A 13,940-nucleotide genomic window follows, 5' to 3' on the forward strand; every position below is an offset into this window, starting at 1 on the left:
CCGGTGCCGGTAGGGAAAACCGGGCGTGCCCTGCCCTGCCGCAAGGCCGGCCCGGACGCGGCCGCCAGACAGTCGAAGCCCCGCGGGAGGCTGGCTCACCGCGGGGCTGGTGACTGTTGTCACAGGTCTTTGGACCCTATGGATTCGGCTGGAACGCCGACGCATTGTATTCAGTGATGTGAAAGACTGGTGTCATTCCTGCAGACACCCTACACTTGACCCGGTGGAGTATTTTCCTTGACTATGTCCTCCTCCTCTTGAGTGGAGCCCACATACGTGGTGAGGTTCATTAGCAAGATGAGCACTCTACTTCGCGAAGTCTTGGGTTCCTTTCCTCTTCATCACGCCTATAGTATTGCGCGGTCCGCCCCCCTTGTCAAGAACCGTGACGCAGACGTGACAAAGCCCGCGCGGCAGGGGCCGGCGGGGGACAGGACGAGGCGGGAATGAAAGAGGCCCGGGAGCGCCGCGGGGCGCCCCCGGGTGGGAAGCGTTAGTCTTCCGACTCTTCGCTGGCCTTCTCGGCGGTCGGGCCGGAATCGGTGCCCTTGGCGGCCGGATCGCGGTCGACCAGCTCGATGATCGCCATCGCGGCGCAGTCGCCGTAGCGGAAGCCGGCCTTCAGCACGCGGGTGTAACCGCCGTTGCGGGCCTGATAGCGCGGGCCGATCACCGCGAACAGCTTGGCGACCACCTTGTCATCGCGCAGGAAGGCATAAGCCTGACGGCGGGCATGCAGGTCACCGCGCTTGCCCAGGGTGATCAGCCGCTCGACGATCGGGCGGAGATCCTTGGCCTTGGGCAGGGTGGTGCGGATCTGCTCGTGCTTCAGCAAGGCGTTCGACAGGCTGACGAACAGGGCCTTGCGGGCCGAACTGTCGCGGTTCAGCTTGCGGCCGGACATACCATGACGCATTGAAAACTCTCCTCGTCGCCTGGGCCTCGCCGGGCGAGACCGATGGTGGGACCGGGACGCCACCCCGCAGGACGCGGGCGTGAACGGCCGGGACGGGTCGGGATGACCCTCAGGGACAGATGAACGGGCGCCGGCCGCACGGGTCCGCAAGCGGACCGGGGGCCGGCGCCCGGATCAGGGGGGAGCGCCTCAGTAGGGCTCCTCGAGCTTCTTGGCCAGCTCCTCGATGTTCTCGGGCGGCCAGTTGGGGATCTCCATGCCGAGATGGAGGCCCATCTGCGCCAGCACTTCCTTGATCTCGTTCAAGGACTTGCGCCCGAAATTCGGGGTGCGGAGCATCTCGGCCTCGGTCTTCTGGACCAGATCGCCGATATAGATGATGTTGTCGTTCTTCAGGCAGTTGGCCGAACGGACCGACAGTTCGAGCTCGTCGACCTTGCGCAGCAGGTTCTTGTTGAAGGGAAGCTCGTCGCGCTTCTCTTCCTCGACCACCTGGGTCGGCTCCTCGAAATTGATGAAGAGCTGAAGCTGGTCCTGCAGGATGCGGGCGGCCAGCGCCACCGAATCCTCGGGGGTCACCGAGCCGTTGGTCTCGATCGTCAGCGACAGCTTGTCATAATCGGTGACCTGGCCGACGCGGGTGTTCTCGACCTTGTAGGCGACGCGGCGGATCGGCGAGAAGATCGCGTCGATCGGAATGAGGCCGATCGGCGAATCCTCGGGACGGTTCTGCGACGCCGGGACATAGCCCTTGCCGGTCTCGACGGTGAATTCGACGTTGAGCTGGGCGCCGTTGTCGAGGGTGCAGAGAACCAGATCGGGATCCATGATCTCGATGTCGTGACCGACCTCGATCATGCCGGCCTTGACCTCGCCCGGGCCGGTGGCGCGCAGATGCATCCGCTTCGGGCCCTCGCCATGCATGCGGAGCCCCATCGTCTTGATGTTGAGGATGATGTCGGTGACATCTTCCCGCACGCCGGGGATCGACGAGAATTCGTGCAGCACGCCTTCGATCTGGATCGCGGTGACGGCCGCCCCTTGCAGCGACGACAGCAGCACCCGCCGCAGCGAATTGCCGAGCGTCATGCCGAAGCCGCGTTCGAGCGGCTCGGCCACCACCACCGCGACACGCCGCGGATCGGCGCCCGGCTCGATGCTGAGCTTGCTCGGCTTAATCAGTTCCTGCCAGTTCTTCTGAATCACGAGCGTGACCTCATGCTGGGATCAGGGAGGGGGGACCGGAACGACGCTGCCGCCGGGTCGCCACTCCCACAGGGAGCGGCGACCCGGCGGCGCAGGTTCCGTATAGTGACCCGATCAGACGCGGCGACGCTTGCGCGGCCGGCACCCGTTGTGCGGGATCGGCGTGACGTCGCGGATCGACGTGATCTGGAAGCCCACCGCCTGCAGGGCGCGCAGCGCGGATTCGCGGCCGGCGCCCGGGCCCTTCACCTCGACCTCGAGGGTGCGCATGCCGTGTTCCGACGCCTTGCGGCCGGCATCCTCGGCCGCGACCTGGGCGGCGTAGGGGGTGGATTTGCGGGAGCCCTTGAAGCCCTGCATCCCCGCCGAAGACCAGGAAATGGTGTTGCCCTGGGCGTCGGTGATGGTGATCATGGTGTTGTTGAACGTCGCGTTGACATGCGCCACGCCCGAAGTGATGTTCTTGCGCTCGCGACGACGGGGACGCGCGGCGACAGCAGGCTTTGCCATCTGAGGTATTCCTTACTTCGTCACTTTCTTCTTGCCGGCGATCGGCTTGGCCGGACCCTTGCGGGTACGGGCATTCGTGTGGGTGCGCTGGCCGCGGACCGGCAGGCCGCGACGGTGGCGCAGGCCGCGATAGCAGCCGAGGTCCATCAGACGTTTGATGTTCATCGCCACGGCGCGGCGCAGATCGCCCTCGACCTGGAAGTCGCGGTCGATCAGCTCACGGATCTTGAGAACCTCGTCGTCGCTCAGCTGATTGACGCGACGATCCTCCGGGATGCCCAGCGTGGTGGTGATTTCGATGGCCTTGGACCGGCCGATACCGTGAATGTAGGTCAACGCGATGACGACGCGCTTGTTCGTCGGAATATTGACGCCAGCGATACGAGCCAAAGCTGGTTACTCCTTCACCAGATAAATCCGCGCCAGGACACACCCGCCCGGAGCTGTTAGCGACAAAACGCAGCCCAAGGCCTTTCCCAGGGCGGGAAAACCGAAGGTGCGGGATTATAGGGCGACACGGAAAAAAGTCAACCGTCTCGCCGCTCGAAACCGACCGGGCCCGCCGGCGGTCCAAGCTTGGCCAAAGGGGGCCGGATCCTCGCCCGGCCCTCCCCTCGCCCGATCAGGCGGGACGGTCGAGGATCGCCTGAAGCGACCGGGTCACCGCCTCGATCTCCTGGGTGCCGTCGACCGCGACCAGCTTGCCCTGCGCCTGATAGAACGGCAGCAGCGGCGCGGTCTGGGCATGATAGGTCTCCAGCCGCTTGGTCACCGTCTCGACCGAATCGTCGGGGCGACGGACGAAGTCGGTGCCGCCGCACTGGTCGCACACCCCCTCGGCCTTCGGCTGCTGGAACTTGTCGTGATAGCCGGCGCCGCACTTGGCACAGGTGAAGCGGCCGGTGATGCGCTCGACGATGTAATCGTCGGGAACGCGGATCTCGATCGCCGCGGCGATGCGGCGGCCGCGCCGGGCCAGCAGGGCGTCGAGCGCCTCGGCCTGGGCCACGGTGCGGGGGAAGCCGTCGAAGGTGGCGCCCCAGGCGACGTCGGGCTGGTCGAGCCGCTCGTCGATGATGGCGATCACGATCTCGTCCGACACCAGCTGGCCGGCATCCATCACCGCCTTGGCGCGCTTGCCGACCTCGGTGCCGGCGGCGACGGCGGCACGCAGCATGTCACCGGTCGAAAGCTGGATCAGGCCGTAACGCTCCTGCAGGCGCTTGGCCTGGGTTCCCTTGCCGCCACCCGGCGGCCCCAGCAGGATGATGTCCATTCGAGCCTCCCTCCCCACTTGGTTGCTGCCGGCGGCGGCGCCCGAGCGCCGCCGCCGAGCCATTATCGGCGGCTGCTGCGCAGCCGCGCCTTCTTGATCAGGCCCTCGTACTGGTGCGCCAGCAGGTGGGACTGGATCTGCGCCACCGTGTCCATCGTCACCGACACCACGATCAGCAGGCTGGTGCCGCCGAAATAGAACGGCAGCGAGAATTTCGAGATCAGGATCTCGGGCAGCACCGACAAGGCGGCGAGATAGGCCGCGCCGATCACGGTGAGGCGGGTCAGCACGTAATCGAGGAAGTCGGCGGTGGCCTTGCCCGGACGGTAGCCGGGGATGAAGCCGCCATACTTCTTCATGTTGTCGGCGGTATCGACCGGGTTGAACACGATCGAGGTGTAGAAGAAGGCGAAGAACACGATCAGGGCGACGTACAGCGCGATGTAGAGCGGCTGGCCGTGGCCGATCAGCGAACTGGCCGCCACCAGCCAGTCCGGCCCGCCCTGGGCGGCCAGCTGGGCCACCGTCGCCGGCATCAGCAGGATCGAGCTGGCGAAGATCGGCGGGATCACGCCCGAGGTGTTGACCTTGAGCGGCAGATGCGAGGCCTCGCCGCCATACATCTTGTTGCCGACCTGACGCTTCGGATACTGGACGATGATCCGGCGCTGGGCGCGCTCGAGGAACACGATGAAGGCGATCACCGCCACCACCATCGCCAGGATGCCGAGGATCAGCAGCACCGGCAGCGCGCCGGTGCGGCCCAGCTCGAGGGTGCTGCCGATCGCCGCCGGCAGTTCGGCGACGATGCCGGCCATGATGATCAGCGAGGTGCCCTGACCGATGCCGCGCGCGGTGATCTGCTCGCCCAGCCACATCAGGAACAGGGTGCCGCCGACCAGGGTGCACACCGCCGAGAAGCGGAACAGCAGATGGCTGTCCATGAACACCGCCGACCCGGCCGGGCCGTGCATGCTCTCCAGTCCGACCGCCATGCCGTAGGCCTGGGCGGTGGCGATCACCAGGGTCAGATAGCGGGTGTACTGGTTGATCTTCTTGCGCCCGGACTCGCCTTCCTTCTTCATCGATTCGAGCGAGGGCACCACCGAGGTCATCAGCTGAATGATGATCGAGGCGGTGATGTAGGGCATGATGTTGAGCGCGAAGATCGTCATGCGATGCAACGCGCCGCCGGCCAGCATGTCGAACATGCCGAGGATGCCGCCGCCGTTCTGCTTGAACAGCTCGCCCAGGATGTGCGGATCGACCCCAGGCAGGGGGATCCAGGTGCCCAGGCGGTACACCACCAGCGCGCCCAGGGTGAACCAGATCCGTTTCTTGAGATCGGTGGCCTTGGCGAACACGCCGAAATTGAGGTTGGAGGCGAGCTGCTCGGCAGCGGAGACCATGCGTTACTCCCGGTGCGAAAGATTCGGGGTCGATCGTCGCTTTCGTTTACGCCATCCGCGCCCCGACCACCACCCCCTTTCGGCGATGCCGAACCGGGAGGCCCCTTGTTTTCGAGGACGGAAAATAAGGGGTCCGGGACATCGCGCGCCCAGGACGGCGCCAGGCGGCGGATCCGGGCGGCGGCCCGGCGGCGGACGGCGGGCAGGCGAAAGGGGCGGCGCCGGACGACGCCCCCCCTCGCGCTGCTAAACCCGAAGGCGCCTTAGGCTTCGGCGGCGACCGGAGCGGCCTTCTTCGGCGCCTGGATCACCAGGGTGCCGCCGGCCTTCTCGACCGCTTCCTTGGCCGAGGCCGAGGCACCGGCGACGGTCAGGGTGACCTTGGCGGTCAGGGCGCCACGGCCGAGCAGGCGAACGCCGTCCAGGATCTTGCCGATCAGGCCGGCGGCCTGGAGCTTGGCGGCGTCGATCGGCTGGCTGGCGTCGATCTTGCCGGCATCGATCGCGGCCTGGAGACGGCCGAGATTGATCTCGGAGAATTCGAGCGCGAACGGCACCTTGAAGCCGCGCTTCGGCAGGCGCCGGTAGATCGGCATCTGGCCGCCTTCGAACCCGTTGATGGCGACGCCGGTGCGGGAGGTCTGACCCTTGACGCCCTTGCCGGAGGTCTTGCCCTTGCCCGAGCCGATGCCGCGGCCGAGGCGCTTGGAAACGTGGCGGGCGCCCGGATTGTCGCGAATTTCGTTCAGCTTCATCGTCTTTTCCTCGTGGTGATCCGGAAGGCCCGGGCGGGAATGCCGCCCGGGCCCCGGAGCGCCTACTCCTCGACCCGCACCAGATGGCGGACCTTGGCGATCATGCCGCGCACCGCCGGGGTGTCTTCCAGTTCGCGGGTCCGATTCACCTTGTTGAGCCCCAGCCCCACCAGGGTGGCCCGCTGGTCGGCCGGACGGCCGATCGGGCTGTGGGTCTGGGTCACCTTCACGGTCTTGCCGGACATGGTCCCTCTCCCTTACGCGGTGGCGGCGGCGGCGGCGGCGGTGCCGTCGCGCCGGCCGATGATGTCACCGACCTTCTTGCCCCGCTTGGCGGCGACGCTGCGCGGCGACGCCATCGCGGTCAGGGCGGCGAAGGTCGCCTTGATCATGTTGTGCGGGTTCGAGGTGCCGAGGCACTTGGCCACGACGTCCTGGACGCCCATGGTCTCGAACACGGCGCGCATCGGGCCGCCGGCGATGATGCCGGTACCGGCGGGCGCCGCCCGCAGCACGACCCGGCCGGCCCCGAAATGGCCATACGAGTCATGATGCAGGGTGCGGCCTTCGCGCAGCGCGATCTTGATCATGTTGCGCTTGGCCTGTTCGGTCGCCTTGCGGATCGCTTCCGGCACTTCGCGGGCCTTGCCCGAGCCGTAGCCGACGCGACCCTTGGCGTCACCGACCACCACCAGGGCGGCGAAGGCGAAGCGACGGCCACCCTTCACCACCTTGGCGACGCGGTTGATGTGAACCAGCTTGTCGACGAATTCGGATTCCTCGCGCTCACGCGGGGACTGCTCGCCGCCGCGGCCACGGGCCCGATCGCCGCGCTCGCCGCGCTCACCACCGCGACCGCGCTCGGGCCGGTCAGAATTGGGAGTACGTGCCATTGCTCATCATCCTCAGAAAGACAGGCCGCCTTCGCGGGCCGCGTCGGCCAGGGCCTTGACCCGACCGTGGTAGATGTAGCCGCCGCGGTCGAACACCACCTCGGTGATGCCGGCCGCCACCGCGCGTTCGGCAATCAGCTTGCCGACGGCGGCCGCGGCCGACTTGTCGGCCCCGGTCTTCAACGTCTCCCTCAGCGACTTCTCCAGGCTGGAGGCGGAAGCGAGGGTGACCCCCCGCTCGTCGTCGATCACCTGGGCATAGATGTTCTGGCCCGAACGATGGACCGACAGCCGCAACCGGCCGTGGCTCTTCGCCTTGAGGGCCTGACGGACGCGCCGCTTGCGGCGCTCGAACAATTCCTTCGGCGTCATCATGGCGGTGCCCCTTACTTCTTCTTGCCTTCCTTACGAAGGATGGTCTCGGTTTCGTACTTGATACCCTTGCCCTTGTAGGGCTCGGGACCACGGAAGGCGCGGATTTCCGCCGCGATCTGGCCGACGATCTGACGATCGCGCCCGCTGATCGAGATGGCGGTCGGCTTGTCGCACTTCATGGTGATGCCTTCCGGGATCGGATAATTGACATCGTGCGAATAGCCGAGGGCCAGCTTCAGGGTCTTGCCCTCGACCGCGGCGCGGTAACCGACGCCGTTGATTTCGAGGTTGACGGTGAAGCCTTCCGACACGCCCTTGACCATGTTGTTGATCAGGGCGCGGGTGGTCCCCCACATCATCCGAGCCGGCTTCGACTCGTTCTTCGGCTTGACCCACACCAGGTTGCCGTCGAGGGTGACCTCGACGTCGTCCCGGATGACCAGCTCGGACTCGCCGAGCTTGCCCTTGACGGTCAGGTTGGCGCCGGTGATCTGAACCGTGACCCCCGACGGCACCGTGACCGGATATTTACCGACACGCGACATTGTTGAGAGCCTCCGATTAGAACACTTCGCAGAGGACTTCGCCGCCGACGTTGCTGGCGCGGGCCTCGGCGTCGGACATCACGCCGCGCGGGGTCGAGAGGATCGAAATCCCCAGCCCGTTGGCGACGCGGCGAAGGTCGGCGATCTTGGAATAGACCCGGCGGCCCGGCTTGGACACGCGCGAGATCTCCCGGATCACCGGCTGACCTTCGTGGTACTTCAGTTCGATCGACAGTTCCGCCACACCGGGACGGATGTCGACGCGGCTGTAACCGCGGATGTAACCCTCGCGCACCAGGACGTCGAGGACATTGGCCCGCAGCGACGAGGCCGGCGCATTGACGGCGGTCTTGTGCGCCCGCTGCCCGTTACGGATGCGGGTCAGCATATCGCCGAGAGGATCGGACATGGACATGGCTCGCCCTCCCTTACCAGCTGGACTTGACCATGCCGGGGATCTGCCCCTGCGAGGCGAGCTCGCGGAGCTTGTTCCGGCACAGTTTGAACTTGCGATAGTTGCCGCGCGACCGGCCGGTGACTTCGCAGCGCAGGCGCACGCGGGTCTTCGACGAGTTGCGGGGCAGGGTCGCCAGCTTGAGGGAGGCTTCGAACCGTTCCTCGGGGCTGGCCTCGCGGTTGTTGGCGACCGCCTTGAGGCGCTCGCGGCGGGCGGCGAACTGCTTCGCCATCCGCTCGCGCTTCTTGTTGCGCTCGACCGAGCTCACTTTAGACATTCCCCAAACCTCCCTCAGGCCACGAACGGCATGTCGAAGCCCTTGAGGAGCGCCTTGGCTTCCTCGTTGGACTTGGCCGTGGTGACGAAGATGATGTCCATGCCCCGGATGGTCTCGACCCGGTCGTAATTGATTTCCGGGAAGATGATCTGTTCCTTGAGCCCAAGGGCGTAGTTGCCGCGCCCGTCGAAGCTCTTGGCCGGCACGCCGCGGAAATCGCGGACACGCGGCAGGGCGATGTTGATCAGGCGGTCGAGGAATTCGTACATCCGGTCCGCCCGCAGGGTGACCTTGCAGCCGACCACCTGACCCTCGCGCAGCTTGAACTGCGCGATCGAGGTCTTGGCCCGGGTCACCACCGGCTTCTGGCCGGCGATCAGGGTCAGCTCGGCCACCGCCGACTCGATCTTCTTCGCATCCTGGGCGGCTTCACCGACGCCCATGTTGATGACGATCTTCTCGAGCTTCGGCACCTGCATCGGGTTCCGGTAAGAGAACTGCGACTGCAGGGCGGGACGGACGACCTTTTCGTAATGAGTGCGCAAACGTGCCATGTCTGGTCCCTCCCCTTACCGGTCGATCACTTCGCCGGAGCGGCGGGCGATGCGGACCTTGCGGCCGTCCTCGAGGATCTTGTGGCCGATACGGGTGGCCTTGCCGTCCTTGGGATCGACGTGGGCGACGTTGGAGACGTGGATCGGCGCCTCCTTCTCGACGATGCCGCCGGGCGTGGCCGGGGTCTGGCGCTGATGGCGCTTGACCACGTTGACGCCCTGCACGACCACGCGCTCTTCCTTCGGGAAGGCGGCGATCACTTCACCCTTCTTGCCCTTGTCCTTGCCGGCGAGGACCACGACCTGGTCCCCCTTCTTGACATTGAGGCCCATCACAGCACCTCCGGCGCGAGCGAAATGATCTTCATGAACTTCTTGCCACGAAGCTCACGGGTAACCGGCCCGAAGATACGGGTGCCGATCGGCTCGCCCTGCTTGTTGATCAGAACGGCGGCGTTGGTGTCGAACCGGATCGCCGAGCCGTCGGGGCGCCGAATTTCCTTGGCGGTGCGAACGATGACGGCGCGATGGACGTCACCCTTCTTCACGCGACCACGCGGAATCGCCTCCTTGATGGAAACGACGATGACGTCGCCCACCGTGGCGATGGTGCGGTGCGAACCGCCCAGCACCTTGATGCACTGCACCCGGCGGGCACCCGAATTATCGGCGACGTCCAGGTTGGTTTGCATCTGGATCATGTCACGGGTTCCTTATTCCCAGGGCCAACCGTCAAGCCTGCGGCTCGACGATCACTTCCCAGCACTTGGTCTTCGAGATCGGGCGGCACTCGCGGATGCGGATGGTATCGCCAACCTTGAAGGTGTTGTTCTCGTCGTGGGCGTGGTACTTCTTCGACCGACGGATGAACTTCTTGTAGATCGGATGCATCACGCGCCGCTCGACGCTGACCACCACGGTCTTTTCCATCTTGGCGCTGACCACGGTCCCCTGAAGAATGCGCTTCGGCATTTCGATGGGTCTCCTATTACGACGCGCTACGGGCGCGTTCGCCAAGCAGCGTCTTGATGGTCGCGATCTCACGACGCACGGCACGCACTTCGGCGGTGTTTTCCAGCTGGCCCGAAGCCTTGCGGAAACGCAGGTTGAACTGGGTCTTCTTCAGCTCGAGCACGCGCTCCTTGAGCTGGTCCGACGTCTTCTGGCGCAGGTCGGCGGTCTTGTCGGCCATGGCTTAGATCCCTCCGAGACGGCTGACGAACTTGGTCTTGATCGGCAGCTTGGCGGCCGCGAGCGCGAAACCGTCGCGCGCGATCTCTTCCGACACCCCGTCCACTTCGAACAGGATGCGGCCGGGAGCGACGCGGGCGACCCAGAACTCGGGGGCACCCTTACCGGAGCCCATGCGGACTTCGGCGGGCTTGCTCGACACCGGCAGATCCGGGAACACCCGGATCCACACCCGGCCCTGACGCTTCATGTGACGGGTCAGGGCACGGCGGGCGGCCTCGATCTGACGGGCGGTGATCCGCTCGGGCTCGAGGGCCTTGAGGCCGTAGGCGCCGAAATTCAGCGCCGAACCGCCCTTGGTCAGGCCCTTGATCCGGCCCTTGTGGGCCTTGCGGAATTTGGTACGCTTGGGCGAAAGCATCGTCTAACCCTCTTTGCGATCAGCGCGCGGCCGGGGCGTTTTCGCCCGCGGCCCGCTTGTCCTGGGCCATCGGGTCATGGGCGAGGATTTCGCCCTTGAACACCCAGACCTTGACGCCGCAAGTGCCGTAGGTGGTCTTCGCGGTGGCGACACCGTAATCGACCTCGGCGCGCAGCGTGTGCAGCGGCACGCGCCCCTCGCGGTACCATTCCATGCGGGCGATTTCCGCGCCGCCGAGACGGCCGGAGCAGTTGATGCGGATGCCCTGGGCGCCCAGACGCATCGCCGACTGCACGGCACGCTTCATCGCACGACGGAAGGCGACCCGGCGCTCGAGCTGCTGGGCGATGCTTTCCGCCACCAGCTGGGCGTCGAGTTCCGGCTTGCGGATTTCGACGATGTTGAGGTGCACCTCGGAGCCGGTCATACGCGACAGCTCCTTGCGCAGCACCTCGATGTCGGCGCCCTTCTTGCCGATCACCACGCCCGGACGGGCGGTGTGGATGGTGATGCGGGCCTTCTTCGCCGGGCGCTCGATCACCACGCGGGAGACGCCGGCCTGGGCCAGCTTCTCGCGCAGATAGGCGCGCAGCTTGAGGTCCTCATGCAGCAGACGGGCATAGGTCTCGTCGGCGAACCAACGCGAATCCCAGGTCCGGTTGATGCCGACGCGGAGCCCGATCGGATTGACTTTCTGACCCATCTGTTACTCCCCCGCTTCGGCGCGTTCGCGCACGATGACGGTCAGATTGCTGAACGGCTTCTCGACCCGGCCGACCCGGCCGCGAGCGCGGGCGCGCCAGCGCTTCATCACCATCGCCTTGCCGACATGGGCTTCGGCGACGAACAGGCGATCGACGTCGAGCTGGTGGTTGTTCTCGGCGTTGGCGATCGCCGACTGGAGGACCTTGCGGACCTCCACGGCGACCCGCCGCTTCGAGAAGGTGAGAGCGTTGAGCGCCACGTCGGCCTTCAGGCCACGGATGCTCTCGGCCACCAGGTTCAGCTTGCGCGGGCTGGTGCGGATGGTGGCGGCGAAGGCCTTGGCCTCGGTGTCCGCCAGAACCCTCTCTGCGGGTTTCTTGCCCATGACTACTTCCTCTTCGCCTTCTTGTCGACGGCGTGGCCGTAGAACGTGCGGGTCGGCGAGAACTCGCCGAACTTGTGGCCGATCATGTTCTCGGTCACCAGCACCGGGATGAACTTCTGGCCGTTATAGACGCCGAAGGTCAAGCCGACGAACTGCGGCAGGATGGTCGACCGGCGCGACCAGATCTTGATCACCTCGTTGCGGCCGCTGGCGCGGGCCTTGTCGGCCTTCCCCAGCAGATAACCGTCGAGGAACGGGCCTTTCCAAACGGAACGAGCCATTCTCTTCCGCTCCTACTGGTTCTGATGACGGCGGCGCATGATCAGCCGATCCGTCTTCTTGTTGCTGCGAGTCTTCTTGCCCTTGGTCGGCTTGCCCCACGGGGTGACCGGATGACGGCCGCCCGAGGTGCGACCCTCACCACCACCATGCGGGTGGTCGATCGGGTTCATCGCCACGCCACGGACGCTCGGGCGCCGGCCCAGCCAGACGTTGCGGCCGGCCTTGCCGAGCGACACGTTCTGCTGGTCGGGGTTCGACACCGCGCCGATGGTGGCGAGGCACTCGCCGCGCACCATGCGCAGTTCGCCCGAGGCGAGACGGAGCTGGGCGTAGCCCTGGTCCTTGCCGACCAGCTGGGCATAGGTGCCGGCGGAACGGGCCATCTGGCCGCCCTTGCCCGGCTTCAGCTCGACATTGTGGACCACGGTGCCGACCGGGATATTCTTCAGCGGCATCGCGTTGCCCGGCTTGATGTCGACCTTCTCGCCCGCGACCACCTGATCGCCGACGCCGAGGCGCTGCGGAGCCAGGATGTAGGCCTTCTCGCCGTCGGCATAGCTGATCAGGGCGATGAAGGCGGTGCGGTTCGGATCGTATTCCAGCCGTTCGACGGTGGCGACCACGTCAAACTTGGTGCGCTTGAAGTCGATCAGACGGTAGCGGCGCTTGTGCCCGCCGCCACGACCGTAGGCGGTGATGCGACCGGTGTTGTTGCGGCCGCCCTTCGAGCGCAGACCCTCGGTCAGGCTGCTGAGGGGCTTGCCCTTCCACAGGTCGGAACGATCGACCAGAACCAGCTGGCGCCGGCCCGGAGTCGTCGGCTTGAACGTCTTGAGTGCCATGGCGTCAGACTCCCGTGGTCACGTCGATGGAGTGGCCTTCGGCCAGGGTCACGATCGCCTTCTTGACGTCGCTGCGGACGCCGATCCGGCCACGGAACCGCTTGACCTTGCCCTTGGCGATCAGGGTGTTGACCGCGGTGACCTTGACACCGAAGATCCCCTCGACCGCGGCGCGGATTTCCGGCTTGGTCGCGTCGAGCGGCACCTTGAACGACACCTGGCGGAACTCGGAGCCCATGGTCGCCTTTTCGGTGATCACCGGGGCGCGGACCAGATCGTACATCCGCTCCTTGCTGATGATGACGGGCTTGCTCATTTCAGGCGGGCCTCCAGGGCTTCGACCGCCTCCCGGGTCAGGACCAGGGTGTCGCGGCGAAGGATGTCATAGACGTTGGCACCCGCCTGCGGCAGCACATCCACGTAGGGGATGTTGCGGCTGGCGAGGGCGAAATTGCCGTCGACCGCCGCGCCGTCGATCACCAGCACCGACGACCAGCCGAGGCTGGCGAGGCGGGCGGCGAGCTCGCGGGTCTTGGGGGTGGCGGCGGCGGCGGTGTCGAGCACCACCAGCTTGCCGTCGGCGGCCTTGGCCGAAAGCGCGGTCTTCAGCGCCAGCTTGCGGACCTTCTTCGGCAGGTCGTGGGCGTGCGAACGCACCACCGGGCCGAAGATGGTCGCGCCGCCGCGGAACTGCGGGCTGCGCAGCGAACCCTGACGGGCGCGCCCACCACCCTTCTGCGCGAACGGCTTCTTGGTGGTGCCGGAGATGTCGCTGATCCCCTTGGTCTTGTGGGTGCCGGCCTGGCGCTTCGCCAGCTGCCAGTTGACCATCCGGAACAGCAGATCGGCGCGCACCGGCAGACCGAACACGGAGTCGGCCAGCTCGATCTCACCGACCGTCTGATTGTCGAGGCTGATTACACTCGTCTTCATCGCCGTAA

At 66.2% G+C, this 13,940-nt stretch carries 25 protein-coding genes; all 25 read right to left on the minus strand.

Features of this window, described 5'->3' with window-relative positions; genetic code table 11:
• Nucleotides 1-493: 493 nt before the first annotated feature.
• Nucleotides 494-916 carry a 50S ribosomal protein L17 gene (gene rplQ, locus ACFSNB_RS04705; RefSeq protein WP_377314881.1) on the minus strand — a complete coding sequence of 141 codons (423 nt, stop codon included), beginning with the start codon at nucleotides 914-916 and terminating at the stop codon, nucleotides 494-496.
• 189 nt (nucleotides 917-1,105) lie between these two features.
• Nucleotides 1,106-2,122, minus strand: coding sequence for a DNA-directed RNA polymerase subunit alpha (locus tag ACFSNB_RS04710; protein WP_377314882.1), 1,017 nt, complete (start codon nucleotides 2,120-2,122; stop codon nucleotides 1,106-1,108).
• Nucleotides 2,123-2,236: 114 nt separating this feature from the next.
• The gene (rpsK, locus tag ACFSNB_RS04715) at nucleotides 2,237-2,632 is read right to left on the minus strand and encodes a 30S ribosomal protein S11 (protein ID WP_377314883.1); all 396 of its coding nucleotides are present in this window, start codon (nucleotides 2,630-2,632) and stop codon (nucleotides 2,237-2,239) included.
• A 12-nt stretch (nucleotides 2,633-2,644) separates the two neighbouring features.
• Nucleotides 2,645-3,022, minus strand: coding sequence for a 30S ribosomal protein S13 (gene rpsM, locus ACFSNB_RS04720; RefSeq protein WP_377314884.1), 378 nt, complete (start codon nucleotides 3,020-3,022; stop codon nucleotides 2,645-2,647).
• Between the two features lie 232 nt (nucleotides 3,023-3,254).
• The gene (locus tag ACFSNB_RS04725; RefSeq protein WP_377314885.1) at nucleotides 3,255-3,908 is read right to left on the minus strand and encodes an adenylate kinase; all 654 of its coding nucleotides are present in this window, start codon (nucleotides 3,906-3,908) and stop codon (nucleotides 3,255-3,257) included.
• A 62-nt stretch (nucleotides 3,909-3,970) separates the two neighbouring features.
• Nucleotides 3,971-5,317, minus strand: a complete 1,347-nt coding sequence (gene secY, locus ACFSNB_RS04730) for a preprotein translocase subunit SecY (RefSeq protein WP_377314886.1) — start codon at nucleotides 5,315-5,317, stop codon at nucleotides 3,971-3,973.
• A gap of 263 nt (nucleotides 5,318-5,580) precedes the next feature.
• Nucleotides 5,581-6,072, minus strand: a complete 492-nt coding sequence (rplO, locus tag ACFSNB_RS04735) for a 50S ribosomal protein L15 (RefSeq protein WP_377314887.1) — start codon at nucleotides 6,070-6,072, stop codon at nucleotides 5,581-5,583.
• 62 nt (nucleotides 6,073-6,134) lie between these two features.
• Entirely contained in the window at nucleotides 6,135-6,317 is a 183-nt protein-coding gene (gene rpmD, locus ACFSNB_RS04740) for a 50S ribosomal protein L30 (RefSeq protein WP_377314888.1), read from the minus strand.
• Nucleotides 6,318-6,329: 12 nt separating this feature from the next.
• Nucleotides 6,330-6,965 (minus strand): 30S ribosomal protein S5, encoded by a 636-nt coding sequence (rpsE, locus tag ACFSNB_RS04745; RefSeq protein ID WP_377314889.1) that lies wholly within the window; start codon nucleotides 6,963-6,965, stop codon nucleotides 6,330-6,332.
• A gap of 12 nt (nucleotides 6,966-6,977) precedes the next feature.
• Entirely contained in the window at nucleotides 6,978-7,340 is a 363-nt protein-coding gene (rplR, locus tag ACFSNB_RS04750) for a 50S ribosomal protein L18 (protein ID WP_377314890.1), read from the minus strand.
• Nucleotides 7,341-7,351: 11 nt separating this feature from the next.
• Nucleotides 7,352-7,885, minus strand: a complete 534-nt coding sequence (gene rplF / locus ACFSNB_RS04755) for a 50S ribosomal protein L6 (protein WP_377314891.1) — start codon at nucleotides 7,883-7,885, stop codon at nucleotides 7,352-7,354.
• 16 nt (nucleotides 7,886-7,901) lie between these two features.
• A complete protein-coding gene (rpsH, locus tag ACFSNB_RS04760; protein WP_377314892.1) occupies nucleotides 7,902-8,300 on the minus strand; it encodes a 30S ribosomal protein S8 in 399 nt (132 codons plus the stop codon).
• 13 nt (nucleotides 8,301-8,313) lie between these two features.
• Nucleotides 8,314-8,619, minus strand: coding sequence for a 30S ribosomal protein S14 (rpsN, locus tag ACFSNB_RS04765; protein WP_377314893.1), 306 nt, complete (start codon nucleotides 8,617-8,619; stop codon nucleotides 8,314-8,316).
• Between the two features lie 14 nt (nucleotides 8,620-8,633).
• Nucleotides 8,634-9,173 carry a 50S ribosomal protein L5 gene (gene rplE / locus ACFSNB_RS04770; protein WP_377314894.1) on the minus strand — a complete coding sequence of 180 codons (540 nt, stop codon included), beginning with the start codon at nucleotides 9,171-9,173 and terminating at the stop codon, nucleotides 8,634-8,636.
• A 15-nt stretch (nucleotides 9,174-9,188) separates the two neighbouring features.
• On the minus strand, nucleotides 9,189-9,506 hold the full coding sequence (gene rplX, locus ACFSNB_RS04775) for a 50S ribosomal protein L24 (protein ID WP_377314895.1): 318 nt from the start codon (nucleotides 9,504-9,506) through the stop codon (nucleotides 9,189-9,191).
• The gene (gene rplN, locus ACFSNB_RS04780) at nucleotides 9,506-9,874 is read right to left on the minus strand and encodes a 50S ribosomal protein L14 (protein WP_068489803.1); all 369 of its coding nucleotides are present in this window, start codon (nucleotides 9,872-9,874) and stop codon (nucleotides 9,506-9,508) included. Before rplN ends, rplX begins: the two co-directional genes overlap by 1 nt.
• Nucleotides 9,875-9,905: 31 nt before the next feature.
• Nucleotides 9,906-10,145, minus strand: coding sequence for a 30S ribosomal protein S17 (gene rpsQ, locus ACFSNB_RS04785; protein WP_377314896.1), 240 nt, complete (start codon nucleotides 10,143-10,145; stop codon nucleotides 9,906-9,908).
• A 16-nt stretch (nucleotides 10,146-10,161) separates the two neighbouring features.
• A complete protein-coding gene (rpmC, locus tag ACFSNB_RS04790) occupies nucleotides 10,162-10,365 on the minus strand; it encodes a 50S ribosomal protein L29 (RefSeq protein ID WP_377314897.1) in 204 nt (67 codons plus the stop codon).
• Nucleotides 10,366-10,368: 3 nt separating this feature from the next.
• Nucleotides 10,369-10,785, minus strand: coding sequence for a 50S ribosomal protein L16 (rplP, locus tag ACFSNB_RS04795; RefSeq protein WP_377314898.1), 417 nt, complete (start codon nucleotides 10,783-10,785; stop codon nucleotides 10,369-10,371).
• A gap of 19 nt (nucleotides 10,786-10,804) precedes the next feature.
• Nucleotides 10,805-11,488, minus strand: a complete 684-nt coding sequence (gene rpsC, locus ACFSNB_RS04800; RefSeq protein ID WP_377314899.1) for a 30S ribosomal protein S3 — start codon at nucleotides 11,486-11,488, stop codon at nucleotides 10,805-10,807.
• Nucleotides 11,489-11,491: 3 nt separating this feature from the next.
• Complete coding sequence (rplV, locus tag ACFSNB_RS04805; protein WP_377314900.1) at nucleotides 11,492-11,875, minus strand: 50S ribosomal protein L22; 384 nt, start codon at nucleotides 11,873-11,875, stop codon at nucleotides 11,492-11,494.
• Between the two features lie 2 nt (nucleotides 11,876-11,877).
• Nucleotides 11,878-12,156 (minus strand): 30S ribosomal protein S19, encoded by a 279-nt coding sequence (rpsS, locus tag ACFSNB_RS04810; RefSeq protein WP_002725433.1) that lies wholly within the window; start codon nucleotides 12,154-12,156, stop codon nucleotides 11,878-11,880.
• Between the two features lie 12 nt (nucleotides 12,157-12,168).
• Nucleotides 12,169-12,999, minus strand: a complete 831-nt coding sequence (rplB, locus tag ACFSNB_RS04815) for a 50S ribosomal protein L2 (protein ID WP_377314901.1) — start codon at nucleotides 12,997-12,999, stop codon at nucleotides 12,169-12,171.
• Between the two features lie 4 nt (nucleotides 13,000-13,003).
• Entirely contained in the window at nucleotides 13,004-13,315 is a 312-nt protein-coding gene (locus ACFSNB_RS04820; RefSeq protein ID WP_377314902.1) for a 50S ribosomal protein L23, read from the minus strand.
• The gene (gene rplD / locus ACFSNB_RS04825) at nucleotides 13,312-13,932 is read right to left on the minus strand and encodes a 50S ribosomal protein L4 (protein WP_377314903.1); all 621 of its coding nucleotides are present in this window, start codon (nucleotides 13,930-13,932) and stop codon (nucleotides 13,312-13,314) included. Before rplD ends, ACFSNB_RS04820 begins: the two co-directional genes overlap by 4 nt.
• Nucleotides 13,933-13,940: the final 8 nt, after the last annotated feature.

It is taken from the genome of Phaeospirillum tilakii (assembly GCF_042683125.1).
GTDB lineage: Bacteria > Pseudomonadota > Alphaproteobacteria > Rhodospirillales > Magnetospirillaceae > Phaeospirillum > Phaeospirillum tilakii.

Coding starts and splice junctions, on each gene's coding strand:
- rplQ (WP_377314881.1), bottom strand. CDS start 916: ATGCGTCATGGTATGTCCGGCCGCAAGCTGAACCGCGACAGTTCGGCC.
- rpsK (WP_377314883.1), bottom strand. CDS start 2,632: ATGGCAAAGCCTGCTGTCGCCGCGCGTCCCCGTCGTCGCGAGCGCAAG.
- ACFSNB_RS04725 (WP_377314885.1), bottom strand. CDS start 3,908: ATGGACATCATCCTGCTGGGGCCGCCGGGTGGCGGCAAGGGAACCCAG.
- secY (WP_377314886.1), bottom strand. CDS start 5,317: ATGGTCTCCGCTGCCGAGCAGCTCGCCTCCAACCTCAATTTCGGCGTG.
- rplO (WP_377314887.1), bottom strand. CDS start 6,072: ATGAAGCTGAACGAAATTCGCGACAATCCGGGCGCCCGCCACGTTTCC.
- rpmD (WP_377314888.1), bottom strand. CDS start 6,317: ATGTCCGGCAAGACCGTGAAGGTGACCCAGACCCACAGCCCGATCGGC.
- rpsE (WP_377314889.1), bottom strand. CDS start 6,965: ATGGCACGTACTCCCAATTCTGACCGGCCCGAGCGCGGTCGCGGTGGT.
- rplR (WP_377314890.1), bottom strand. CDS start 7,340: ATGATGACGCCGAAGGAATTGTTCGAGCGCCGCAAGCGGCGCGTCCGT.
- rplF (WP_377314891.1), bottom strand. CDS start 7,885: ATGTCGCGTGTCGGTAAATATCCGGTCACGGTGCCGTCGGGGGTCACG.
- rpsH (WP_377314892.1), bottom strand. CDS start 8,300: ATGTCCATGTCCGATCCTCTCGGCGATATGCTGACCCGCATCCGTAAC.
- rpsN (WP_377314893.1), bottom strand. CDS start 8,619: ATGTCTAAAGTGAGCTCGGTCGAGCGCAACAAGAAGCGCGAGCGGATG.
- rplE (WP_377314894.1), bottom strand. CDS start 9,173: ATGGCACGTTTGCGCACTCATTACGAAAAGGTCGTCCGTCCCGCCCTG.
- rplX (WP_377314895.1), bottom strand. CDS start 9,506: ATGGGCCTCAATGTCAAGAAGGGGGACCAGGTCGTGGTCCTCGCCGGC.
- rplN (WP_068489803.1), bottom strand. CDS start 9,874: ATGATCCAGATGCAAACCAACCTGGACGTCGCCGATAATTCGGGTGCC.
- rpsQ (WP_377314896.1), bottom strand. CDS start 10,145: ATGCCGAAGCGCATTCTTCAGGGGACCGTGGTCAGCGCCAAGATGGAA.
- rpmC (WP_377314897.1), bottom strand. CDS start 10,365: ATGGCCGACAAGACCGCCGACCTGCGCCAGAAGACGTCGGACCAGCTC.
- rplP (WP_377314898.1), bottom strand. CDS start 10,785: ATGCTTTCGCCCAAGCGTACCAAATTCCGCAAGGCCCACAAGGGCCGG.
- rpsC (WP_377314899.1), bottom strand. CDS start 11,488: ATGGGTCAGAAAGTCAATCCGATCGGGCTCCGCGTCGGCATCAACCGG.
- rplV (WP_377314900.1), bottom strand. CDS start 11,875: ATGGGCAAGAAACCCGCAGAGAGGGTTCTGGCGGACACCGAGGCCAAG.
- rpsS (WP_002725433.1), bottom strand. CDS start 12,156: ATGGCTCGTTCCGTTTGGAAAGGCCCGTTCCTCGACGGTTATCTGCTG.
- rplB (WP_377314901.1), bottom strand. CDS start 12,999: ATGGCACTCAAGACGTTCAAGCCGACGACTCCGGGCCGGCGCCAGCTG.
- ACFSNB_RS04820 (WP_377314902.1), bottom strand. CDS start 13,315: ATGAGCAAGCCCGTCATCATCAGCAAGGAGCGGATGTACGATCTGGTC.
- rplD (WP_377314903.1), bottom strand. CDS start 13,932: ATGAAGACGAGTGTAATCAGCCTCGACAATCAGACGGTCGGTGAGATC.